The sequence below is a fragment of the Streptomyces sp. NPDC090032 genome (assembly GCF_044748025.1).
GTDB lineage: Bacteria > Actinomycetota > Actinomycetes > Streptomycetales > Streptomycetaceae > Streptomyces.
Genome location: NZ_JBIVFF010000002.1, coordinates 364,123 through 385,520, shown reverse-complemented (window position 1 = coordinate 385,520; position 21,398 = coordinate 364,123). Strand labels below are relative to the sequence as shown.

General features: G+C 71.4%; 18 protein-coding genes. 7 read left to right on the top strand and 11 right to left on the bottom strand.

Annotated elements, in window-relative coordinates; all coding sequences use genetic code 11:
- Window positions 1–4 precede the first annotated feature (4 nt).
- Genes ACIPWY_RS05465 through ACIPWY_RS05450 form a run of 4 tightly spaced genes read left to right on the top strand, consistent with a single transcriptional unit; the run spans window position 5 to window position 4,077 of the window.
- The gene (locus tag ACIPWY_RS05465; RefSeq protein ID WP_362900681.1) at window positions 5–760 is read left to right on the top strand and encodes a (Fe-S)-binding protein; all 756 of its coding nucleotides are present in this window, start codon (window positions 5–7) and stop codon (window positions 758–760) included.
- Complete coding sequence (locus tag ACIPWY_RS05460; RefSeq protein ID WP_362900683.1) at window positions 757–2,238, top strand: LutB/LldF family L-lactate oxidation iron-sulfur protein; 1,482 nt, start codon at window positions 757–759, stop codon at window positions 2,236–2,238. The genes ACIPWY_RS05465 and ACIPWY_RS05460 overlap by 4 nt, the downstream gene beginning before the upstream one ends.
- On the top strand, window positions 2,235–2,891 hold the full coding sequence (locus ACIPWY_RS05455; protein ID WP_362900684.1) for a lactate utilization protein C: 657 nt from the start codon (window positions 2,235–2,237) through the stop codon (window positions 2,889–2,891). Before ACIPWY_RS05460 ends, ACIPWY_RS05455 begins: the two co-directional genes overlap by 4 nt.
- 22 nt (window positions 2,892–2,913) lie before the next feature.
- Window positions 2,914–4,077: an ABC transporter ATP-binding protein gene (locus ACIPWY_RS05450; RefSeq protein ID WP_393698584.1), complete on the top strand. Its 1,164-nt coding sequence runs from the start codon at window positions 2,914–2,916 to the stop codon at window positions 4,075–4,077.
- Between the two features lie 24 nt (window positions 4,078–4,101).
- On the opposite strand, the gene ACIPWY_RS05445 is transcribed toward ACIPWY_RS05450, so the two are convergent.
- The 6 genes from ACIPWY_RS05445 to ACIPWY_RS05420 all read right to left on the bottom strand — a co-directional run bounded on the left by ACIPWY_RS05445 (window position 4,102) and on the right by ACIPWY_RS05420 (window position 9,126).
- On the bottom strand, window positions 4,102–5,070 hold the full coding sequence (locus ACIPWY_RS05445) for an ABC transporter substrate-binding protein (RefSeq protein ID WP_393698582.1): 969 nt from the start codon (window positions 5,068–5,070) through the stop codon (window positions 4,102–4,104).
- A complete protein-coding gene (locus ACIPWY_RS05440) occupies window positions 5,070–5,741 on the bottom strand; it encodes an ABC transporter permease (RefSeq protein ID WP_362900690.1) in 672 nt (223 codons plus the stop codon). The genes ACIPWY_RS05445 and ACIPWY_RS05440 overlap by 1 nt, the downstream gene beginning before the upstream one ends.
- Window positions 5,738–6,454 carry an ABC transporter permease gene (locus ACIPWY_RS05435; RefSeq protein WP_393698580.1) on the bottom strand — a complete coding sequence of 239 codons (717 nt, stop codon included), beginning with the start codon at window positions 6,452–6,454 and terminating at the stop codon, window positions 5,738–5,740. The genes ACIPWY_RS05440 and ACIPWY_RS05435 overlap by 4 nt, the downstream gene beginning before the upstream one ends.
- A gap of 118 nt (window positions 6,455–6,572) precedes the next feature.
- Window positions 6,573–7,277, bottom strand: coding sequence for a CDGSH iron-sulfur domain-containing protein (locus ACIPWY_RS05430; RefSeq protein ID WP_393698578.1), 705 nt, complete (start codon window positions 7,275–7,277; stop codon window positions 6,573–6,575).
- 193 nt (window positions 7,278–7,470) lie between these two features.
- Window positions 7,471–8,454 (bottom strand): sphingomyelin phosphodiesterase, encoded by a 984-nt coding sequence (gene sph / locus ACIPWY_RS05425; RefSeq protein WP_393698576.1) that lies wholly within the window; start codon window positions 8,452–8,454, stop codon window positions 7,471–7,473.
- Window positions 8,455–8,583: 129 nt separating this feature from the next.
- A complete protein-coding gene (locus ACIPWY_RS05420) occupies window positions 8,584–9,126 on the bottom strand; it encodes an FABP family protein (protein ID WP_393698574.1) in 543 nt (180 codons plus the stop codon).
- 430 nt (window positions 9,127–9,556) lie between these two features.
- On the opposite strand from ACIPWY_RS05420, the gene ACIPWY_RS05415 reads away from it, so the two are divergent.
- Window positions 9,557–11,044 (top strand): arylsulfatase, encoded by a 1,488-nt coding sequence (locus ACIPWY_RS05415; RefSeq protein ID WP_393698572.1) that lies wholly within the window; start codon window positions 9,557–9,559, stop codon window positions 11,042–11,044.
- 24 nt (window positions 11,045–11,068) lie between these two features.
- On the opposite strand, the gene ACIPWY_RS05410 is transcribed toward ACIPWY_RS05415, so the two are convergent.
- Window positions 11,069–11,836, bottom strand: a complete 768-nt coding sequence (locus tag ACIPWY_RS05410) for a glucose 1-dehydrogenase (protein WP_362900700.1) — start codon at window positions 11,834–11,836, stop codon at window positions 11,069–11,071.
- Between the two features lie 142 nt (window positions 11,837–11,978).
- On the opposite strand from ACIPWY_RS05410, the gene ACIPWY_RS05405 reads away from it, so the two are divergent.
- Window positions 11,979–13,946 (top strand): hypothetical protein, encoded by a 1,968-nt coding sequence (locus ACIPWY_RS05405; RefSeq protein ID WP_393698569.1) that lies wholly within the window; start codon window positions 11,979–11,981, stop codon window positions 13,944–13,946.
- A 64-nt stretch (window positions 13,947–14,010) separates the two neighbouring features.
- Window positions 14,011–14,709 carry an FCD domain-containing protein gene (locus tag ACIPWY_RS05400; RefSeq protein ID WP_362900704.1) on the top strand — a complete coding sequence of 233 codons (699 nt, stop codon included), beginning with the start codon at window positions 14,011–14,013 and terminating at the stop codon, window positions 14,707–14,709.
- 23 nt (window positions 14,710–14,732) lie between these two features.
- On the opposite strand, the gene ACIPWY_RS05395 is transcribed toward ACIPWY_RS05400, so the two are convergent.
- The 4 genes from ACIPWY_RS05395 to ACIPWY_RS05380 form a co-directional block, all read right to left on the bottom strand.
- Window positions 14,733–16,805, bottom strand: coding sequence for a SpoIIE family protein phosphatase (locus ACIPWY_RS05395; protein WP_393698567.1), 2,073 nt, complete (start codon window positions 16,803–16,805; stop codon window positions 14,733–14,735).
- 154 nt (window positions 16,806–16,959) lie between these two features.
- Window positions 16,960–18,504 (bottom strand): long-chain-fatty-acid--CoA ligase, encoded by a 1,545-nt coding sequence (locus ACIPWY_RS05390; protein WP_401532295.1) that lies wholly within the window; start codon window positions 18,502–18,504, stop codon window positions 16,960–16,962.
- A gap of 122 nt (window positions 18,505–18,626) precedes the next feature.
- Window positions 18,627–19,508, bottom strand: a complete 882-nt coding sequence (locus ACIPWY_RS05385) for an acyl-CoA thioesterase (protein WP_393698563.1) — start codon at window positions 19,506–19,508, stop codon at window positions 18,627–18,629.
- A 75-nt stretch (window positions 19,509–19,583) separates the two neighbouring features.
- Window positions 19,584–21,398: an APC family permease gene (locus ACIPWY_RS05380; protein WP_393698561.1), complete on the bottom strand. Its 1,815-nt coding sequence runs from the start codon at window positions 21,396–21,398 to the stop codon at window positions 19,584–19,586.

Below are 21,398 nucleotides of genomic sequence, written 5' to 3'. Positions count from 1 at the left end.
CGCGATGCGCGTCGCACTGTTCCTGACGTGTGTCAACGACACGCTCTATCCGGACACCGGCCGCGCGGTGGTGAAACTGCTGACCAGGCTGGGTGTCGACATCGACTTCCCGATGGGGCAGACCTGTTGCGGGCAGGCGCACTACAACACCGGCTATCGCCATGAGGCGGAGCCGCTCGCCCGGAAGTTCTCCGATGTATTCGGTGAATACGACGCGATCGTGACGCCGTCGGGGTCATGCGGGGCGATGGTGCGCGAGCTGTACCCGCGGATGGGTGAGCGGGCGCGCGCCGAGGGCCGCGGCGACGGGCTCGCGGCCACGCTCGCGCCGGTCGTGCCCAAGACGTACGAGCTCACCGAGTTCCTGGTGGACGTGCTCGGTGTGACGGATGTGGGCGCGTACTACCCGCACACGGTGACGTACCACCCGACGTGCCACGGTCTGCGCTCACTCGGGCTCGGCGACCGGCCCTACCAACTGCTCAAGGCGGTCAAGGGACTTGACCTCAAGGAGCTGCCGGGTGCGCAGGAGTGCTGCGGCTTCGGCGGCACCTTCGCCGTGAAGAACTCCGATGTCTCGGCGGCGATGGGCGAGGACAAGGTCCGCAATGCCACCTCGACCGGCGCCGACGTCCTGTGCGCGGCGGACAACTCCTGCCTGATGCACCTCGGCGGCACGATGTCCCGACTGCACACCGCGATGCGCCCCGTCCACATCGCGGAGATCCTGGCGAGCACGGAAGAGGAGCCCCTGTCATGAGCGGTAGCACCTTCGTCGGCATGCCCGCGTTCCCGGAGGCCGCCCATGAGGCCGTCGGTGACAAGACCCTGCGCGCCAACCTCCGGCATGCCACGCACACGATCCGCGACAAGCGGGCGAAGGCCGTCGCGGAGCTCGACGACTGGGCGCTCCTGCGCGAGGCCGGCAAGCAGATCAAGGACCACACGCTCCGCCACCTCGACACCTACCTCGTACAGTTGGAGGACTCGGTCACCGCGGCGGGCGGCGTCGTCCACTGGGCCACCGACGCCGACGAGGCCAACCGGATCGTGACGCGCCTGGTGAAGGAGACCGGCGAGCCCGAGGTCGTCAAGGTCAAGTCGATGGCCACCCAGGAGATCGGGCTCAACGAAGCGCTCGAAGAAGCCGGGATCGCCGCCTACGAGACCGACCTCGCCGAGCTGATCGTGCAGCTCGGCCACGACCGCCCCTCCCATATCCTCGTCCCGGCCATCCACCGCAACCGCGGCGAGATCCGCGACATCTTCACCAAGGAGATGGGCGAATGGGGCCGCCCGGCCCCCGAGGGTCTGACGGACACCCCCGCGGAGCTCGCCGAGGCCGCGCGCCTCCACCTGCGCGAGAAGTTCCTGCGCGCCAAGGTCGGCATCTCGGGGGCGAACTTCATGGTCGCCGAGACGGGCACCCTGGTCGTCGTCGAGTCCGAGGGCAACGGCCGCATGTGCCTCACCCTCCCCGAGACCCTGATCTCCGTCGTCGGCATCGAGAAGATCGTCCCCACCTGGCGCGACCTGGAGGTCTTCCTCCAGACGCTCCCCCGCTCCTCGACGGCCGAGCGCATGAACCCGTACACGTCGATGTGGACCGGCACCAGTGACAGCGACGGCCCGCAGACGTTCCATCTGGTGCTGATCGACAATGGCCGCACCGACACCCTCGCCGACGAGGTCGGCCGCCAGGCCCTGCGCTGCATCCGCTGCTCGGCCTGCCTGAACGTGTGCCCGGTCTACGAGAGGGCGGGCGGCCACGCGTACGGCTCCGTCTACCCCGGCCCCATCGGCGCGATCCTCAGCCCTCAACTGCGGGGCACCGCAAGCGAGATCGACGCCTCGCTCCCCTACGCCTCCAGCCTGTGCGGCGCCTGTTACGAGGTGTGCCCGGTCGCCATCGACATCCCCGAGGTCCTCGTCCATCTGCGCGAGCGGATCGTGCAGGGCGGGCCGGCCACCCGGCACGGCAACAGGGTGGTCCTGAAGCCGGCGAAGGGGCATGCGGCCGAGCGGGCGGCGATGCGCGCGGCCGGCTGGGCGTTCACCCACCCGGGAGCGCTGCGCGCCGGCCAGCGGGTGGCCTCGCGCACGCGCCGCTTCCATCCCCGTACGCTCCCCGGTCCCGGCCGGGCCTGGAGCGCCACGCGTGATCTGCCGAAGGTGCCGGCGGAGCCGTTCAGGGACTGGTGGCAGCGCACGCACGGCAACAAGGAGAGCGGCAAGTGAGCAGCAGGGACATCATCCTGGGCCGGGTGCGGCGCGCGCTGGGCGATGCGCCGCGGGGCGATGCGTGGGAGTCGTACGAGACGGCCGTGGACCGGGAGTACCGGCGCGAGCACGGCACCCGGACCAGCGAGGAGACCGTCGACCTGCTGGCGGAGAACCTGGCGGACTACCGGGCGATCGTGCACCGCTGCCCGGACGAGGAGGAGCTCCCGTATCTGATCATGAGGCTGCTCGCGGCGCGGGGACCGCAGTACGTGCTCGTGCCCCCGGGCCTGCCGCCCGAGTGGATGTCCGCGGCCGATCCGACCCGGGTGCACGACCGTGCCGTGAGCACCACGCAGGACCTGGACAAGGTGGGAAGCGTGGTCACCGGCTGCGCGGTCGCCATCGCCGAGACCGGCACCATCGTCCTCGACGGCTCGCCCGACCAGGGCCGCCGCCGCATCACGCTGATCCCCGACCACCACATCTGCGTCGTCCGCGTCCCGGACCAGGTCGTCTCCTCCGTCCCGCAGGCCCTCGAACGGCTCGACCCCACGCGTCCCCTCACGTGGATCTCCGGTCCGTCCGCCACGAGCGACATCGAACTCGACCGGGTCGAGGGCGTGCACGGCCCGCGCACCCTGGAGGTGGTGCTGGTGAGCGGGGAGTGACGGACGCGGTTACGTTGAGGAAATGATCCGGTTCGACCAAGTCACCAAGCGGTACGCGGACGGCACGACGGCCGTGGACGACCTGTCCTTCGAGGTCGGCGAGGGCGAACTGGTCACCCTGGTCGGCCCGTCGGGCTGCGGCAAGACCACCACGATGATGATGGTCAACCGGCTCATCGAGCCCACGTCCGGCCGGATCTTCGTCGACGGCGAGGACATCTCGAAGGCCGACCCCGTCAAGCTGCGCCGCCGCATCGGGTACGTCATCCAGCAGGTCGGCCTCTTCCCGCACCGCACGATCCTCGACAACACGGCGACCGTGCCCGCGCTGATCGGCTGGAAGAAGTCCAAGGCACGCGCCAGGGCCGCCGAACTGCTCGACCTCGTCGGACTCGACCCGAAGCAGTACGGATCCCGCTACCCGGAACAGCTGTCGGGCGGCCAGCGCCAGCGCGTCGGCGTGGCCCGCGCCCTCGCCGCCGACCCGCCGGTGCTCCTGATGGACGAGCCGTTCGGCGCTGTCGACCCGGTGGTCCGCGAGCAGTTGCAGGACGAGTTCCTGCGGATGCAGGCCGCCGTGCGCAAGACGGTGCTGCTGGTCACGCACGACATCGAGGAGGCTGTCCGACTCGGTGACCGGATCGCCGTGTACGGGCAGGGCCGTATCGAGCAGTTCGACACGCCGGGCGCGGTGCTCGGCACACCCGCGACGCCGTACGTCGCCGAGTTCGTCGGCGCCGACCGTGGTCTGAAGCGGCTCTCCGTGACCGAGATCCAGCCGGACGACTTGGAGCAGCCCGCCGTGACCCGCGTCGGCGAGTCCGCCCGCCACGCCGCCGCCCGGCTGCGTGACGAGGACGCGCGCTGGGCCGTCGTCCTCGACGCGGACGGCGATCTGCACGGCTGGATCGGCATCGACGAGGTGTCGCTCGCGGGCGAGGACGGGGTGGTCGGCGAACTGGCCCACCGCATGAACGCCTGGGTCCCGGTCGGCGCCCCCCTCAAGCAGGCGTTCGGTGAGATGCTCCAGCACGACGCGGGCTGGGTCGCGGTCCTCGACGGCGCCCGCTTCCTCGGCGTACTGACCCCGGCCAAGCTCCATGAGGCGCTGCGCCGCTCGGTGGACGCGGACGCTTTGGGCGTGGCGCGGGACGAGGTGGATTTCGACTCGGTCGCCGACGCGTGAGCGACCCGCCCCCGTGGCGGGGGTTCAGCTCTTGAGCAGCCCTTTCGACTCCAGATAGGAGCGCGCCACGTCCTGCGGGAGCCTGCGCCAGCTGTCCACCTGCTCGTTCATGGACGCCAGGTCCTGGGTCGTCAGTACGGAGTTCAGCGCGCCGAGGATCTTGACGACGCGCTCGCTGCCCGCCCGCGACCGATTGACGACCGGCACTATGAAGTCGGCGTTCTGCAGGTGCTTGTCGTCGGCGAGCAGCACGAGGCCGAAGTCGGACAGGGTCGCGTCGGTCGTCGTGGTGAGCACCAGCTGGTCCTTGCCGTCCTGGACCGCCTTCTTCGACTGGGTGGTGCCGACGCCCTTGGGGTCGACGGCGGTGACGTCGATGCCGTACGTCTTCTTCAGGCCCGGTTCGCAGTACGGCCGTTGGACGCACTCGTCGCCCGCGGCGAGCCGTACCTTCAGGCCGGACGCGCCGAGGTCGCTGAGGGTCTTGAGGCGGTGCTGCTTCGCGTAGGCGGCGGTCACGGCGAAGGCGTTCTGGTCGACGGCCCTGCCCGGGTCGAGGACGGTGAGCCCGCGCGGGGCGGCGAGGCCGCGCAGGGCCTTCATGGTGGCGTCGAGGTCGGGCGATCCGACGGGCGGAGCCTTGGCGCCGTTCGTCTTGGCGTTGAGCCAGTCGGCGAAGGTCGCCGCGTACTCGGGCACGACGTCGATCTGGCCGGATTCCAGGGCGGGTTCGTACAGTTCGCGGTTGGCGACGGACAGGATCTTGGTGCTGTATCCGGCCTGTTTCAGGAGCAGGGCGTACATCTGGGCGAGCACGTCGCTCTCGGTGAAGCCGGCTGTGCCGATGGTCAGGTGCTTGCTGTCGCCGGGCGGGGCGGTGACCGCGCCCTGGTTCTCCAGGGAGGGTCCGCCGGAGCATGCGCCGACCAGGAAGAGAGGGAGGAGCGGGAAGAGTACGGCTGTTGCTGCGGCCCGTCGCCGTAAGGCCCTCATCAGGCCCGCCTGCGCGCGAGGGAGGGCGCGAACCGTTCGGCGAGCTCGAAGACCGCCTCGACGAGGAGGGCGAAGACGGCGACGAGGACGGCGCCCGCGACGACCTGTGGGGTGCTCGCCAGGTTGAACCCGGCGGTGATGATGCGGCCGAGGCCGCCGCCGCCCGCGAGGGCCGCGATCGTCGCCGTGGCGACGAGTTGCACGGCGGCGATGCGCACCCCGTTCATGATCATCGGGAGGGCGAGGGGCACCTCCACCTGGAACAGCATCTGTCGTCCCGTCATCCCCATGCCCCGGGCGGCCTGGACGATGTCACGGTCGACGCCGCGCATCCCGACGTAGGCGTTCGTGAGCAGCGGCGGAACCGCGAAGAGGACCAGGGCGACGACGGTGGGCCCCTCGCCGTACTTGCCGAGCGGGGTGAGCAGGAGCAGGACGAGGACCGCGAAGGTGGGGACGGCGCGGCCGACGTTGGAGATGTTCACGGCGAGCGCGCCGCCCTTGCCGAGGTGGCCGAGGACGAGGGCGACGGGCAGGGCGATCAGGCAGCTGATGACGAGGCAGACGACGGTCAGGACGAGGTGCTGGGCGAGGCGGTGCCAGATGCCGTCGTCGCCGGACCAGTGCGAGGAGTCGGCGAGCCAGTTCCAGGCGTCGGTGAGGGTCTTCACGTGCGGCTCGCTCTCGTCCAGGGAGTGAGGATCCGCTGCACCCCGAGCAGCAGCAGGTCGGCGGCGACCGCGATGACGACGCACAGCACGGACGCGGTGAGGACCTGGGCCTTGAAGAACGTGTTCATGCCCGCGTAGATGAGGTTGCCGAGGCCCCCGTATCCGACGATGGCGCCCACCGTGACGAGGGAGACGGCGGAGACCGTGGCGATGCGCAGGCCCGCCATCGCGGCCGGCAGGGCGAGGGGCAGCTCCACGGTGAGCAGCAGCCTGACCGGGCCGTATCCCATGCCTCGCGCGGCCTGCCGGGTGTCTTCGGGGACCGCGCGCAGGCCCGTGAGGATGTTCCGTACGAGGAGGGTGAGCGAGTACAGGACGAGGCCCGCGACGACGAGGGACGCCGACAGGCCGTACGCGGGCAGCAGCAGGGAGAACATCGCGAGCGACGGGATCGTGTAGAGGATCGTCGTCAGCGCGAGGACGGGGCCTGCCGCGAGGGACCAGCGGCGCGCGAGGACGGCGAGCGGCACGGCGATCACCAGCGCGATCAGGACGGCGAGCGCGGTGAGCTGGAGGTGCTGGACGACCGCGTCGAGCAGGATGTGACGGCGGGTGCTCAGGTACTCGCCGCAGATCCAGTCGTTGTTCGCCAGACAGTCGTCGGGCGGCGCGCTGCCGGGGCTCGGGGTCAGGGGTCCGCTCCATGGGGGCACTCGTCCATTCCAGTGGCAGGCGCGGACGACGGCGCGCTGGGGTGACCCGTACGGCGTACGGCCGCGGGTGTGCCGAAGCCTGCTGGGTCGGGCGTTGTCGCACCGGAGTGCGCCCCGGTCAGGTGTCCTTGAAGCCGATCGAGGCGTGGGTGCCGTCGCAGAACGGCTTGTTGCGCGAGGCGCCGCAGCGGCACAGGGTCACGCGGTTGCGGACCTCGTACGGCGTGCCGTCGGCGGCGGTCACCGGGATGCCACCGCGCACCCAGATCCCTCCGCTGACGCCTTCCTGGGGGTCCTCGATGATGCCGATCGAGGGCGGGAGGTCGGGCTCGACGGGGCGGCGCTCGGCGCGGTTCCAGGCAACGAGGCGCCCTGAGGGACAGTCACCCGTCTCCCGTTCCACCACGTCGGCGGTGCCCTTCTCCTCGACGAGGTTCCACACCTGCCCGTCCGCGTCGCAGAACCGGGCGAAGGCGCACAGTGGCTGGGCGTCCGTGAGGGTGAGTTCGGGGCCGACCTGCTCGTCGGCCTGCTCCAGATAGGGCAGGCGGCGCGCGGTCTCGGTGCCGTCGAACCCGGCCCGCTCATGGCTCCGGTCACAGAACGGCTTGTTCGCGGACTGCCCGCACCGGCACAGCTCGTACGTCTCCTCGGTGTCGTACGTGCGCTGCCGCCACCACTCGACGGACTGGCCCCGAGCGTCGGTGACGATCACCAGCTGGATGAGGGGGACGCCTCCGGTGACGAGGTACGGCCCGTTCTCCGAGACGCGTACGCCGCGCGCCGAGGCGGTGTGCGGGGCGGGGTCCTGCGCGTCCGGCATGGGGGCCCTTCCTGATCCTGCGTGCGGCGGCCCCCTGGTCCAGCCTTGCGGAGGGGGTCGCGGGGCGCCACAGGAGAGGGTCCGCGCGGAGGGCCGGAGCCGCCCGAGGGCTGGGAGCGGCCCACCCCCCTCGGACCCGCGAAACCGCTTCCCGGCGCCGGGCGTCCATGGCCCGGCGCCGGGCGCGGTTCGCTCAGCGTCCGGCCTGGAGCGGGTAGTGGTCCGACAGGTTGTCGTAGGTGTAGCTCGTGCCCCAACTGCTCACGGTCCAGGGCGCGGTGGTCTCCTTGACGACGTTGTTGACCCACCCCGTCGGCCGCGCGTGGCCCTGGACGTGCAGGACGTAGTCCAGGTCCTCCTTGGGCTCACCCGGGTAGCGGTAGCTAGCGATCGAGTTCGTCTCGGTGTCGAACGAGTACGGGTGCCCGGTCCGTGAGTCGGCGCCGACGAGCCCGCCGTCGGTGAGCATGGAGGCGTACTCCGTGCCGTGCGAGTCGACGTTGAGGTCGCCCGCGACCATGACCTGCTCGTCGGCCGGGATGTGCTTGGCGTCGAGGAAGGACCTGATGGCCTTGAACTGGAGGCTGCGGTCCTTGACCGCCTCGCCGGCCCCGCACCCGGAGTCGGTGGACTGGGTGTGCGTCCCGACCACGTGCACCTTCGCGCCGTTGACGTCGAGGACGGCGTAGACGAAGCCCTTGTTGGACCACCAGTCGGAGCCGCACGCGTCCTTGTAGACGTACTGCTCCTTGTGCACGATCGGCCACTTGCTGAGCAGCGTCACACCGCCGTCCTCGGGCGTCGTGGCCGAATACGAGCCGCCGGTGGCGTCCCAGCCGTCCTTCGACCGCCCCACGACCGGGGTCTGGTACGGGTACTGGGCCGCCGCGTTGCTCTTCAGCGCGTCCGACGTCGTGTTGTCGAAGGCCTCCTGAAGCACGACGACGTCGTTGCCCTGGAAGAACGGCGCGGCCGGGATGGCCGCCGCCCGGTGCGCCTGGCCCCAGTTGGGATAGAGGTTCGTGCTCATCAGGAACGTGTTGTACGTCAGGACCTTGAGCCTCGGCGTATCGGCGGACGTCGCCGCCGACGCCTGCGGGGCGGTCAGGACCGCGGAGGCGGCGGCCAGGGTGACGGCGAGGGCGGAACCGGTCGTGCGGCGGACAACGCGGGACACGTGGTCTCCCGTTTCTTGTGGGGGAGTTGTGCGGACATGAGCACGCCACATCAAAGCAGCCACAGTTACTTCCGGGTAACCACCGGGTGGCTATTTTCTGCTTTCCGCCGATCCCTTTACCTCCGCGGGCTAGCCGACGCGCCGCAGCCGTGCCGACAGGTGGTGCTGGAGTGGCATGCCGACGGCCGCGAGGTCATGGGTGAACGTGAGCGTGCCGTCGTCGGTCAGCGCGTAGCGGCGGCGCGTGGCCTTGACCTCCTTGGCGGTGGGGGTGAGCGCCACCTGGTCGGTGGTGAGGTCGACCGTGTTGCCGTCCGCGGTGCCGACGGCGATCTCCGCGATGCCGGTCGGCTGCGTGATCAGTGACTCCACCCGGCCCTCGGGCTGCAGCCGCCACCAGCCGCCCTCCCGCGCCGACGGCCGCAGCGGCGCACCGTCGGCGTCGAGCAGCCAGGCCCGCGCCTCGAAGCGGAGGAACGGCCGCCCGTCGTGGCTGAAGGTGACCTCCTGCCCGTACCTGAAGTCCCCGGCGAGCGTGGGATACCCGCCGTCGCCGAGGCCGCGCCAGGTGCCCAGGAGGCCCAGCACGGGCGCCAGCAGTGGGTGCGGGGCGGGGGCCTCGTCCGGGAGGGTGCTGTCGGGATACGGAAGGGCTGTTGCGGGGTCGTACACGGTGCGCGCTCCTGAGGTCGTGGCCTGTGCCTCGCGAAGCCTAGGGCCTCTCGTTCGGATCAGGCCGGGCTCGCGGGGCCCGGCACGCACATCCGCCTCGCCTCAGGTGACACCCGGACCTGTCCGTCCTCCCCCGTCCACGCCGTCGCGGCCCGCTGGGGGGGGTCCCCGCGCGGCCGCCTTCAGCCGCGCGTTCCGCAGGGCGTACGACATCAAGCCGAACGAGTGCCGCAGCCGGGCCGCCGCAGCGGACAAGTTACGGCGCTGCTGAGCGAGTCCTCCTCACTCCTTGTCGCCGGGTCGACCGTGCGCGCTCGACGTAATCGCCCGCGCACCCTGTTCGGGCCGCCCCGCTCCAGGCATGATCGTCACCGTCGCCCACCGTCGGCGCCGCCCTGGGCCGACTGGATTCCCGGACCCGGAGCCCGTCTTGCGCCAGCCCAATGTCGTACTGATCTGTGTGGACCAGTGGAGGGGCGACTGCCTCTCCGCCGCGGGCCATCCCGATGTGCACACCCCTCACCTGGACGAACTCGCGGGCGAGGGCGTGCGGTTCGACCGCGCCTACTCCGCGACTCCGACCTGCGTTCCCGCCCGCGTGGCCCTCTTCACGGGCCAGTCGCAGGAGCGGCACGGCCGGGTCGGATACCGCGAGGGTGTGCCCTTCGAGCAGGTCCACCCGGTGACGCTGCCCGGCGAGTTCCGCCGCGGCGGCTACCAGACCCAGGCCGTCGGCAAGATGCACGTCTTCCCGGAGCGCGCACGCCTGGGCTTCGACGACGTACGGTTGCATGACGGCTATCTGCACCACGCGCGCCGGCGTCACAGCCGAAACTTCGAGTTCTTCGACGACTACGTGCCCTGGCTGCGCCGCCAGCCCGGGATGACGCCCGCCGCCGACTACGCGGACCACGGGGTCAGCTGCAACTCCATCGTCGCCCGCCCCTGGGACAAGCCCGAGGCACTCCATCCGACGACGTGGGCTGTGACCGAGGCGATCGAGTGGCTGCCGCGCCGCGACCCCACCAAGCCGTTCTTCCTCTACCTGTCCTTCCACCGGCCGCACCATCCGTACGACCCGCCCGAGTGGGCCTTCGACCAGTACATGGCGCTCGACCCGTACGAACCCGTTGTCGGTGACTGGGTCGACGACTACGCGCCGTACCGCAAGGACGGCTACCACGAGGCGGCCGTCGGCGTGCTCGATCCGCGGCTGGTCCACCGGGCGCGGGCGGGCTACTACGGGCACATGGCGCACATCGATCTGCAGATCAAGCGGTTCCGCGAGGCGCTGGTCGAGGCGGGCCTGGGTGACGACACGATGTTCTGCTTCGTGTCGGACCACGGCGAGATGATGGGCGATCACCACATGTTCCGTAAGGGACTCGGCTTCGAGGGCTCGGCGCGGGTGCCGATCCTGATGAACCTCGCGCCTTCGATGCGCGGCGACGCGGCAGGTTCGGTGGCCGAGGAGGTCGTGGAGCTGCGCGACGTGATGCCGACGCTGCTCGAGGCGGCGGGGCTTTTGGTGCCGGACAGTGTCGACGGGCGCAGCCTGCTGCCGTTCCTGCGCGGTGAACGCCCGGACGACTGGCGGGAGTATCTGCACGGCGAGCACACGTATCTGGGGCAGTCGCTGCAGTGGGTGACCGACGGGCGGCACAAGTATCTGTGGATGTCGGGCGACGGACACGAGCAGCTCTTCGATCTGGCCGAGGATCCACGGGAGTTGGTGAACCTGGCGCGGCTGCCCGAGCACGCCGGGCTGCTCGATCGCTGGCGCGGACGGCTGATCGACTCACTGCGGGACCGCGAGGAGGGCTTCGTGGACGGCGGCGAACTGGTGACGGGCCGGCCGGTGGTCACCGAGCTGCGGCACACGCGGGAGCGCATCGCTGCCGCGAGCGGGGCCGGCTGACACGAGGACTTCTGGTGAGGGTGATCAGGCGAACCGCACTCCGAGCCCGCCGTCCACGGCCCACTCCGCGCCAGTGACGAAGGACGCCGCGTCGGAGGCGAGGAAGCAGACCACTTCGGCGACCTCTTCGGGGGTGCCGATCCGGCCCAGCGGATGGACGTCGAGCGCCTTGCGCTCGGCGTCCCGGTCCGGGTGCCGGTCGAAGAACTCGTCGACCAGGGCCGTCCTGATGTAGCCGGGGCTGACCGCGTTGACCCGTACGCCGTGCGGCGCGACCTCCAGGGCCATCGAGCGGGTCAGCCCGACGAGACCGGACTTGGCCGCCGCGTACGGGTACATGCCGGCGCAGGTCAGCTTCGCGTGCAGGGACGCGATGTTCACGATCGCCCCGCTGCCGCGCTCGATCATCGCCGGCAGCGCGTGCTTCGCGCACAGGAACGCCGCCTTCAGGTCGACGTCGAAGACCTGGTCCCACTCGGCCTCGGTCATCGCGACCGGGTCGGCGTAGACGTTGCGCCCGGCGTTGTTGACCAGGACGCCGACCGGTCCGAGCGTGGCGCTCACGTCGTCCAGGGCCTGGGCGACCGCCGGCTCGTCCGTGACGTCGACCCGGCGGAAGGCCACGCGGGCGCCCCTCGTGGTGAGTTCGTCGTGCAGCGCCGCTCCGGCCTCCTCGTCCAGGTCGAAGAACGCCACGGCCGCGCCCTCGCGCACGGCCGTCTCGACGACCGCCCGGCCGATGCCGCGCGCCCCGCCCGTCACCAGGACCACCCGGTCCGCCAACCGCCCCATCGCCACTCCTCGCTCACTCCTCTTGCCGACCCGTTACGACTCTCTGCGGCCCTTTCCGGCCCTTGACAGCTTAGCTGCTAAGTGGCGACTCTGACTGTCGCCCCGCTCCCCCGCCGGGCCCCGAGACCGAAGGTGCGAACGAGTGACCTCACGCTATGTGCTCCGCCTCCAGGTGGATCCGGCCGACGATCCGACGCAGGCCGGCGACAGGCTGCTGGCCCTGGCGCGGGCGGCGCGGGCCGAGGAGATCTGCGTGTTCCTCTTCGGCATGGAGTTCAACGACGGCCATGACAGCCTCGACCGTGTCGCGCACTGGCTGGCGGCCACGCGCCCGTGGCGCACCCGGCTCCGCGCCGAAGGCATCGCCGTGAGCCTCAACCCCGGCCACACGGTGGGCCACAGCGACTGGGCCCGCTCACTCAAGCCCGGCCAGACCTGGCAGACGATGACCGACCAGCACGGTCGGGCAGCCGCCGTGCAGGCGTGCCCGCTGGACCCGGACTGGCGCGCGTACTACGCCCAGACCCTGCGTCTCTACGCCGCCGAGGACGTCGACGCGGTGTGGATCGAGGACGACATCCGGCTGCACAATCACCGCCCGCTGGACTGGGGCGGCTGCTTCTGCCCCCTGCACCTGGCCGAGTTCGCCCGCCGCACCGGGATCGAAACGACGCGGGAGGAGCTGGTCGCGGCCTGCACCGCACCGGGCGACCCGCATCCCTGGCGGGAGCGGTGGCTGGACTTCTGGGATGCCACCCAGCGCGAACTCCTCGCGTCCTGGCGGGAGATACTCGGCGACCGGCTCGGCCTGATGTCCTCGCGAACGGACTCCCACGCCGCCGAGGGCCGCGACTGGTCGGCCTGGCTCGACCTCCCCGCCCTGCACCGCCCGCACTTCTGGGGCTACTCCGACGGCGCCGGTCCCGAACTCCCCCGCGCGATACAGCAGTTGGACATGCAGCGCGCGGTGCAGCCCGGTAGGCTGCGCAGCTACCCCGAGATCGAGTGCTGGCCCTACGGACAGTGGAACAAGTCCTTCCGTCAGACGGGCGCCCAGATGTCCCTGGCCCACGTCCTGGGCTGCGACGGCCTCGCGGTCAGCCTCTACGACTTCCTCGGCAACCACCCGGACGACGAGCCCCGCCGCGCCTCCTTCCTCGCACAGTGGCGGGACACCTTCGACTGGCTGTCGGAGTCCTTCCCCAAGACCCTGCGGACCGTCGGCGTCGGGCTGCCCTGGTCCGCGCACACCGGACGGCGCACCCGCACCCAGCGCGCGGGCTGGCAGTCGCTCGTCGTCCCGCACGGATCCTGGGCCGGACTGCTCGGCGCCGCGGGCCACGCGGTGACCGCCCGAGGCGGTGCGAGCGTCAACGCCCTTTCCGGAGAGGCCACTTGGGCCTTCGAGGACACCGAGCTGCGCGAGTGGCTGAGCCAGGGGCTGCTGCTCGACTCGGTGGCGGCCCGGATCCTCTTCGAGCGCGGCTACGGGCCGCTGATCGGCGTGACCGGGGCGAGGCCGTCTCCCGAGGGCCACGCCCGCGAGATCTGCACCGACCCCGATTTCTCCCTGCGCCCCGGCTGCGCGATCTCCCTGGACACCGAGAGCTACGACCGCTCCGCCGTGGTCGCGTTCGACCCCGCGCCGGACGCGCGCGTGGCGAGCGTGGTCCGCGATCAGCTCGACGCCGAGAGGGGCAGTGGACTCGTCCTCTACGAGAACGCGCTCGGCGGCCGGGTCGCGGTCACCCCCTGGCCGGCGCACACCCCCGGCATGACCCTGATGAACGCGCAGCGCGAGGCCCAGTTGGGCGCCGTACTCGACTGGCTGTCCCGGGGTGCGCACGCGCGGGCCACGGGTCATCCGTGGCTCGTCACGCAGGCGTTGACGGACGGCGCGGACTGGCGAGTCGTGGTGTGGAACGCCTCGCCGGACGAGGCCGACGACTTCCGGCTCCGGCTGCCGCACGGCATGCCGGTACCACGCTCGGTGGTCCAGGTGACGGCCCGCGGCGAACGCCTCTCCGCCGCCTGGCGCGACGGCCGCCCGCTGCTGTCGCGCCCGCTCGGGCAGTGGGAGTACGTGGTGCTGAGCAGCGCACATGCCTGATTCCCGCCGTGCCGCCGACGGTACGCTGGGGCCCGCCCGGCACGTCCCCCGAAGGAGTTCCCACGTGGCAGTGCGCCGCACCACGCTGTTCGATCAGGTCGCCGGCGAGATCGTCGCACTGATCGAGGAGTCCGGGCTCGAACCCGGCGACGACGTGCCGCCGGAGGGCGAACTCGCGGCCAGGTTTGGGGTCAACCGGCTCGCGGTGCGTGAGGCGATCCGGGTACTGTCCGCCCGCGAGATCCTGGTGTCGAGCCAGGGCCGGCCGGCCAGGGTCAACGTCCCGTCGGCGCGGGTGTTCGGCCAGATCCTCCAATTCCGGCTGCGTCAGCAGTCGTTGGACTTCGCCGACGTCCTGGACGCGCGCGGCGCGATCGAGGGCGCGCTGGCATCCCGCGCAGCGGCGCGGGTCGCGTCCGGCCAGGCGTCACCCGACGCGGCGGGCGCGCTGCTGGACGAGATGGAGGGCGCCGTCGAGGACCGCGACCGCTTCGTGGCCCTCGACCTCGCCTTCCACCACGAGATCGCCCGCATGGCCGGGAACGGCATGCTGGAACTCGTCCTGGAGTCGCTCTCGGACATCCTCACCGCGCACCGGCTCGCCAGCTACGAGGGGCGGTCCCGCCGGGGCGACAGCCAGCGGGCGACGATCACGGCCCACCGGCGGATCCTGAACGCCATCGCGTCGGGAACACCGCAGGCGGCGGTCGCCGCGATGGCGGCTCACCTCGACGAGACCGGCGAGGATCTCGCCGTGCCGTAGGCACGACCGCCAGGCGGATCCGACTACGGCTTGGACTCCGGCTCGGACTGCAATTCCGACTCCGCGAACTCGCACCACACCGCCTTGCCTTCTCCTCGTGGTTCGACGCCCCAGCAGTCGGCGACCGCGTCGACCAGGAGCAGCCCGCGCCCCGACGTCGCGGCCTCGCCCGGTGTGCGGCGGCGCGGGAACTCGCTCGACCGGTCCTTGACCCAGAGCGGGATGCGCCGCACCGGACCCGGCAGCACTTCGAGGGTGATGACGGCGCCCCCGTCCGTGTGCAGGAGCGCGTTCACCATCAGCTCACCGGCGGCGACCTCCACGTTGTCCTCCACCGCGGCGAATCCCCAGTCCCCCAGAGCCTCCCGCAGGGCCGTGCGGGTCTCGGCGAGTCCTTGGGGGTCCGCCGGGTGGAGGTACTGGTGGATGCGCGGCGCGAGCGGGGTGCCCGGGTCGAGGTCCCGGCGCAGGACGAGCAGCGCCACGTCGTCGGCGGTCGGCCTGACTTTCGGCACCTGCTCCGACAGATACTCGGCGATCGCGCGCGCCTGGACGGGCCCGTTGCGCACCGCTTCGGTCAGCACCTTCACACCGGCCGTGATGTCGCGCCCCGGATGCTCGACCAGGCCGTCGGTGAACAGGACGAACGTCTCGCCGGGCAGCAGGTCGAGCCGCGTCTCGGGGTATTCCTCCTGCTCGAACTCCGTGGCCAGGCCCAGCGGGAGCCCGCCTCGCAGCGGCGGGGTGCTGACGCGGCCGTCCGCGTGCCGGAGCACCGGTTCCATGTGCCCGGCCCTGATGGCCCGTACGTCTCCGGTGTCGGGGTCGACCTGGGCGTACGTGCACGTGGCGAAGCGGTCGGTGTCGAGTTCCGCGAGGAAGCGCGAGGCACGCGCGATGACCGTGGACGGCGCGTGGCCCTCCCCCGCGAAGGCACGCAGGGCGATACGCAACTGGCCCATGACGGCCGCGGCTTGGGTGTCGTGCCCCTCGACGTCACCGACGACGATCCCGACCCTGCGTCGGGGCAGCGGGATCACGTCGTACCAGTCGCCGCCCACTTCCCGGCCGCGGCCCGCCGCGTGGTAGCGGGCGGCGATCTCGATGCCCGGGAACTTGGGGATGTGCCGGGGCAGCATGGCCGACTGCAGGCCCGTGGCGATGCCGCGTTCGCCGTCGAAGAGGATGGCCCGCTGAAGGGACTGGGCGACGATGCCCGCGAGGCCGAGGCACAGGTCGCGGTCCTCCGCCGTGAACTCGTCGCGCCCCCGGAAGAGCAGCACGAGGCCTCCCACGGAGCGGGCCTGGGCGACCAGCGGCAGGAAGGCGGCCGCGTCCAGCTCAAGGCGTTTCGCGTATGGGCCGAGGCGCGGGAAGGTGTCCGCGAGTGCGCGCAGGGAGGTGACGAAGCGGGGTCGCTGGGTGATCACCGCCTCGGCGAGGGGCATTGACTCGTCGAGGCGGCGCAGCTTGAGTTCGTCGAGCATGGACGCCGATTCGCCTGCCAGGGCGACGAGTTGGAGCACGTCGCCCTCGACGAGGCCGAGGACGAGTCCGTCCGCGCCGAAGCGTTCGAGCCCGCCCGGACCGGTGAGGACGGCGGTCACGTCGGCCACCGTCATGGCCCGGGACAGGGCGTCGGCGGTCCCCTGGAGGACGGTGGTCATCCGCTGCCACCCAGCGAGCTGTACGGGGCTGGTCATGGCGAGCTGGGCGCGGTCCCCGTCGGCGTCGCGCACGATGCCGACCACACGCAGCGGGGTGCCGCTCTCGTCCCTGAGGACCCGGCCGCGCAGTTGCGTCCATCGCTGTTCGCCGTCGCGGCGCCGTACGCGGAAGTACGCGCCGTAGGAGGAGCGTCCCGTGTGGATCGCCGTCATCGCGGCGGCGCCGAGCCGGGCGCCGTCCTCGGGAGCGACCCGCGACAGCAGGAACTCGGGCCGGCCGTCGTATGCGTCGGGCGCGATGTCGAACACGGCGAGGGCAGCCGCGTCCAGGTCCAGGGTCTCCTCCGCCAGGTCCCACTCGAAGGTGCCCACGCGGTTCAGGGCGAGGCGCTCCCCGAGGCCTGTCTCCGTCCTGCGCCGTCCTGCCATGCGTTCGCTCCGGAGGGGTGAGCCGGAAAACCCCGGGCCGGCCGGGGCCGGGCCTGTAGCCTCGCGCGCTCCGTCCAGCCCCGCGCCGTCAACGCCGGGAACCCTCCGAGCATAGCTTTGGGGCCTTTGTCACGCATTTCTACGGCTCCTGCGCTCAGGCCTCGCGCGGGGCGAGGTCCTGACGCAGGACGCGCTTGAGGATCTTCCCACTGGGGTTGCGGGGCAGCTCCGCCACGAAGTGGACGATCCGCGGCTTCTTGTACGAGGCGATGCGCTCGCGCGTGAACTCGACGAGGTCCTGCCCGGTGACGGGGCCCGCCCCCGGCCGCAGCACGACAGCGGCGGTGACGGCCTCGCCCCACAGCTCGTCGGGGGTGCCGAAGACAGCGACGTCCAGGACCGCGGGGTGCTCGGCGAGCACGGACTCGACCTCGATCGGGTACACGTTCTCGCCGCCCGTGATCACCATGTCCTTCATCCGGTCGGTGATGAACAGGTAGCCGTCCTTGTCGAGATAGCCCGCGTCGCCGGTCCTGAGCCAGCCGTCCGCGGTGAACAGCGCCTCGTTCTCCTCGGGCCGCTTCCAGTAACCCGGGGTGACGTGGTGGGAGCGGGTGAGGATCTCGCCCACGGCTCCCGGCTGAACGTGATCGCCGGTGACCGGGTCGGCGATGGCGACCTCGACCTCGGGCCACGTGTTGCCCGCCGAACGCAGCAGCGCGGAGCGCGGTCCGTCCACGACGTGGTCCTCGGGCAGCAGCCGCGCGGCGGAGCCGGTCGTCTCGGTCAGGCCGTACCTCTGGTAGAAGCCGCAGCCGAAGGCTTCCATGGACCGGCGCAGCAGGGCGGGCGTGATGGGCGAGGCGCCGTAGACGATCAACCGGAGCGCGGAGAAGTCGCGTTCGTGGATGTCCGGCAGCGACGTGAGGAGATGGAGCATGGCGGGCACGAAGAACGCGTGCGTGACCCGTCGGCGCTCCATGAGCTCGACCACGGCGGCCGGCGCGAGCTCGGGGAGCAGTACCGTGTGGGCGCCCGCGGCGAGCGCGTTCACGAGCCAGCCCGTCCCGGCGATGTGGAAGACGGGCATGACGTTCAGGGAGACGGACTCCGTCGTCCAGTTCATCTCGCGCAGCTGGGCCTCGCCCGCGGTGAGGTTGTTCAGCGTGAGCTGGACCCCCTTGGGCTGCCCGGTGGTGCCGGAGGTGTACAGCTGGAGGAAGACCGCGTCCTCGCTCCCGGCCCCGGGGTCCACGTCGCCCGCCGCGTCCAGCCACGTCTCGTACGTGTGCTCACCCGCGTCCGCCTCGCTCTCGGCGACGAGGGTGATCCCGGGCAGCGCGGCGCGCACGGCTCGGGCGCCCGGCAGGAACTCGGTCTGGGTGATGACGATGCCGAGTTCGGCGTCCTGGGCGACCGCGACGAGTTCGGGTTCGGCCAGGCGCCAGTTCAGCGGGGTGGCGACGAGCCCCGCCTTGGCGCACCCCATGAGGAGTTCGGCGGAGAGGACTCCGGGACGTACGAGGTAGCCGACGTGGGTGCCCTGGGGCAGTCCCGCGGCGAGGAGGGCCTGCGCGACGCGATTGCCGCGCCGGTCGAGTTCGGCGTAGGTCAGCGTCCGTGAGCCTTCGGTGACGGCGGGGGAGCCGGGGTTCAGTGCGGCGTGCTGTCGTACGGCCTCGGGCAGGAACGGGCCCATGCGGGAGTCCTCCATCGGCGTCGGCGAGGGGGCGAGAGAGCGGGGCGGACCGTGAGCATCCCGGCCCGGCGGCACGTCGTCAATGCGTCGACCGGACAATTCAGACCAGCCTCGAACGAACGTCAAGTGATGCCGTGAGGCTCCGGTATCCGCAGCAGTGCCTCCTGGACCACCGAGGCGACGAGCTGCCCGTCCCGGTCCCAGAACTCCCCGTACGCCAGGGTGCGCCCGTCACCCGCCAGGCGGCTCCGGCAGGCGTACAGGAGCCAGGTGTCGGCACGGAACGGGCGGTGGAACCACATCGCGTGGTCGAGCGACGCGAGGACGATGCCGGCCGGGCGCGGTTCCCCGTAGGGCACGAGGGCCGTGGGGGCGAGCGGTGCGTCGGAGATGTAGGCGAGGGCGCAGGCGTGCAGCGCAGGGTCGTCGGGGAGCGCTCCGACCGTGCGGAACCAGCCGAACCGTTCGATCTGACCCTCGCCGGCCGCCCCCTCGTCCGGGCCGGGAACGTCCGGCACCTGCCGGTACTCCACCGCCGTACGCAGCGGATGCGTCGCCGGACGGGACGCGAAGCCGTCGTCCAGGCCTTCTGGGTCCGGGACGTCCGGCATGCCGGGCTGCCGCCAACTCCCTTCCGGCTCAGGACGTTTGAAGGACACGCTCATCGTGAGCGCGTCCTTCCCGCCCTGCGTGGCGGTCACCTCGCGCACGGAGTAGCTCTGCCCGTCCCGCACCACGTCGGATTCGTAGCGCGCGGGACGCTCGGGCGTGACGGGCCGCAGGAAGTAGGCGTGCAGGGAGTGCGCGGCGCGGTCGTCCTCGACGGTGCGGTACGCCGCGGCCAGGGCCTGGCCCACGACCGCTCCGCCGTAGGCGCGCTGCGGCACACGGCCGGCATGGCAGTGCCCCTCGAAGACGCCGGACCCGACGTCCTCCAGGGCGAGGCGCTCGCCCTTGCCCAGAGGGCCGACAGGCCGCGCCTGCTCCAGATCTCTGCTGATCATTCGTTAAGTGTCCAAGCCACGCACCGGCCTGTCCACCCTCGGTGATCAGCGCACCCGCCCCAGCGGCTTCAGCCTTCAGATGCTCAGCCGGTACGGCACCACGCACACGACGACGTCGGTACGCGCCCTCAGCGCGGCCGCGAGCAGGAGGCCGCGCTGGTTCTGGAGGATCTGGTAGCGGCGGTGGCGGGGCTCCACCTCGGGAATGAGGACGGCGATCTGCCGTCCTCCCTCCGCCGCGCGCAGGACGTAGTCGACGACGGGCTGCACGAGCGAACGATGCGGACTGTCGATGACCTCCAGCCGGACGCCGGGCTGCCAGCGGGCCCAACTCTCCTTCAGCGCGAGGGCCTTGCCAGGGTCGCCCATCACGGCGACCGCGACGACATCGTGGCCGAGTGCGCGGGCGGCCGTCAGCGCGTGCTGGGTGAGCTTGCTGACCTCGCCGACCGGCACGATCACGAGCGAGTCGGTGACAGGCACCGGAGGCGGCACCTCCCCGAGCCCCAGCTCCCGCCCGACCAACGTGTAGTAGCGCTGGACGCGGGCGAACAACAGCATCAGCAGCGGCACCGCGACCACCACCACCCAGGCCCCCTCCAGGAACTTACTGGCCAGCAGGACGACGAGCGCCACCGCGGTCAGCACCGCGCCGACCCCGTTGAGCACCGCACGCCGTCGCCAGCCGGGCGGCCGCTCCCCCGCCCAGTGCCGTACGAGCCCGACCTGACTGATGGTGAAGCCGATGAACACCCCGATCGCGAACAGCGGGATCATGCGGTGTGTGTCGGCGTTCACCGCGATCAGCAGCAGCGCCGCGAGCACGGCGAGGGCCAGAACTCCCCACCGGTAGACGGGGCGTTCCGTACGCAGTCCGAAGAGATGCGGCAGCCGGTGGTCCTTGGCGAGCAGGCTCATCAGGACGGGCAGTCCACCGAAACTCGTGTTCGCGGCGAACGCGAGCGCGAGGGTGACGATGAGGTTGGTCGCGTAGTACGGCCAGCCCGTCCCGTACGAGCCGGCCGTGAGCTGCGCGAGAACGGTCACGCCGCCGCGCGGAGCCACGTGGTCACGGCGGATCAGCACGGCCAGCCCGATCAGCATCAGCCCGAGCAGCGCGCCCAGCATCAGCTCGGTACGCTGCGCCCGCTTCACGCGCGGCGTGCGGAAGGCGGGGACGCCGTTGGCGATGGCCTCCACACCGGTCAGCGCCGAGCAGCCCGAGGAGAAGGCCTTCAGGAGCAGCAGGACCCCCAACGCCTCGGTGGCGTGGACGGGTTGGGCGGTCCCCACGATCTCGACGGGATGGCTGCGCAGCAGACCGAAGACGACGATGCCGAGGATGCTCACGATGAACAGCGCGGTGGGCAGCATCAGCACCCGGGCGCTCTCCGCCACGCCCCGCAGATTCACGAGGGTGAGGAGCGCGAGCCCGGCGAGACAGATTTCGAGCAGATACGAACCGAGTGAGGGAAACGCTGAGGCGAGGCTGGCCGCGCCCGCCGCCAGGCTGACGGTCACGGTCAGCACGTAGTCCACGACGAGACTGGCCGCCGCGAGGTAGCTCGTCTTGGGGCCGAGATCCTTCTTCGCCACCGCGTACGCGCCACCGCCGTCCGGGTGAACGGCGATCACCTGTCCGTAGGAGACGACGAGCACCGCCAGCAGTGCGGCGATGACCAGCGTGACCGGCAGCGTGGCGGTCAGCGCGCCGGTACCGGCGGCGATCAGGACGAGCACGATGGCCTCGGGCCCGTACGCGACCGAACTCAGCGCGTCCAGGGACAGGGCTGCGAGCCCTTCGAGACTGGTGAGGTGGTGGCGCTCGCCTTCCCCCGGTCGCAACGGAACTCTCGGCCGCAGTTCGCGGCGGGCCAAGCCGAACGCCAT

Excerpts from the sequence above, each read along its gene's own strand:
- ACIPWY_RS05465 (WP_362900681.1), top strand. The coding sequence starts at position 5 with ATGCGCGTCGCACTGTTCCTGACGTGTGTCAACGACACGCTCTATCCG.
- ACIPWY_RS05460 (WP_362900683.1), top strand. The coding sequence starts at position 757 with ATGAGCGGTAGCACCTTCGTCGGCATGCCCGCGTTCCCGGAGGCCGCC.
- ACIPWY_RS05450 (WP_393698584.1), top strand. The coding sequence starts at position 2,914 with ATGATCCGGTTCGACCAAGTCACCAAGCGGTACGCGGACGGCACGACG.
- ACIPWY_RS05445 (WP_393698582.1), bottom strand. The coding sequence starts at position 5,070 with ATGAGGGCCTTACGGCGACGGGCCGCAGCAACAGCCGTACTCTTCCCG.
- ACIPWY_RS05430 (WP_393698578.1), bottom strand. The coding sequence starts at position 7,277 with ATGCCGGACGCGCAGGACCCCGCCCCGCACACCGCCTCGGCGCGCGGC.
- ACIPWY_RS05410 (WP_362900700.1), bottom strand. The coding sequence starts at position 11,836 with ATGGGGCGGTTGGCGGACCGGGTGGTCCTGGTGACGGGCGGGGCGCGC.
- ACIPWY_RS05395 (WP_393698567.1), bottom strand. The coding sequence starts at position 16,805 with ATGGCAGGACGGCGCAGGACGGAGACAGGCCTCGGGGAGCGCCTCGCC.
- ACIPWY_RS05390 (WP_401532295.1), bottom strand. The coding sequence starts at position 18,504 with ATGGGCCCGTTCCTGCCCGAGGCCGTACGACAGCACGCCGCACTGAAC.
- ACIPWY_RS05385 (WP_393698563.1), bottom strand. The coding sequence starts at position 19,508 with ATGATCAGCAGAGATCTGGAGCAGGCGCGGCCTGTCGGCCCTCTGGGC.
- ACIPWY_RS05380 (WP_393698561.1), bottom strand. The coding sequence starts at position 21,398 with ATGGCGTTCGGCTTGGCCCGCCGCGAACTGCGGCCGAGAGTTCCGTTG.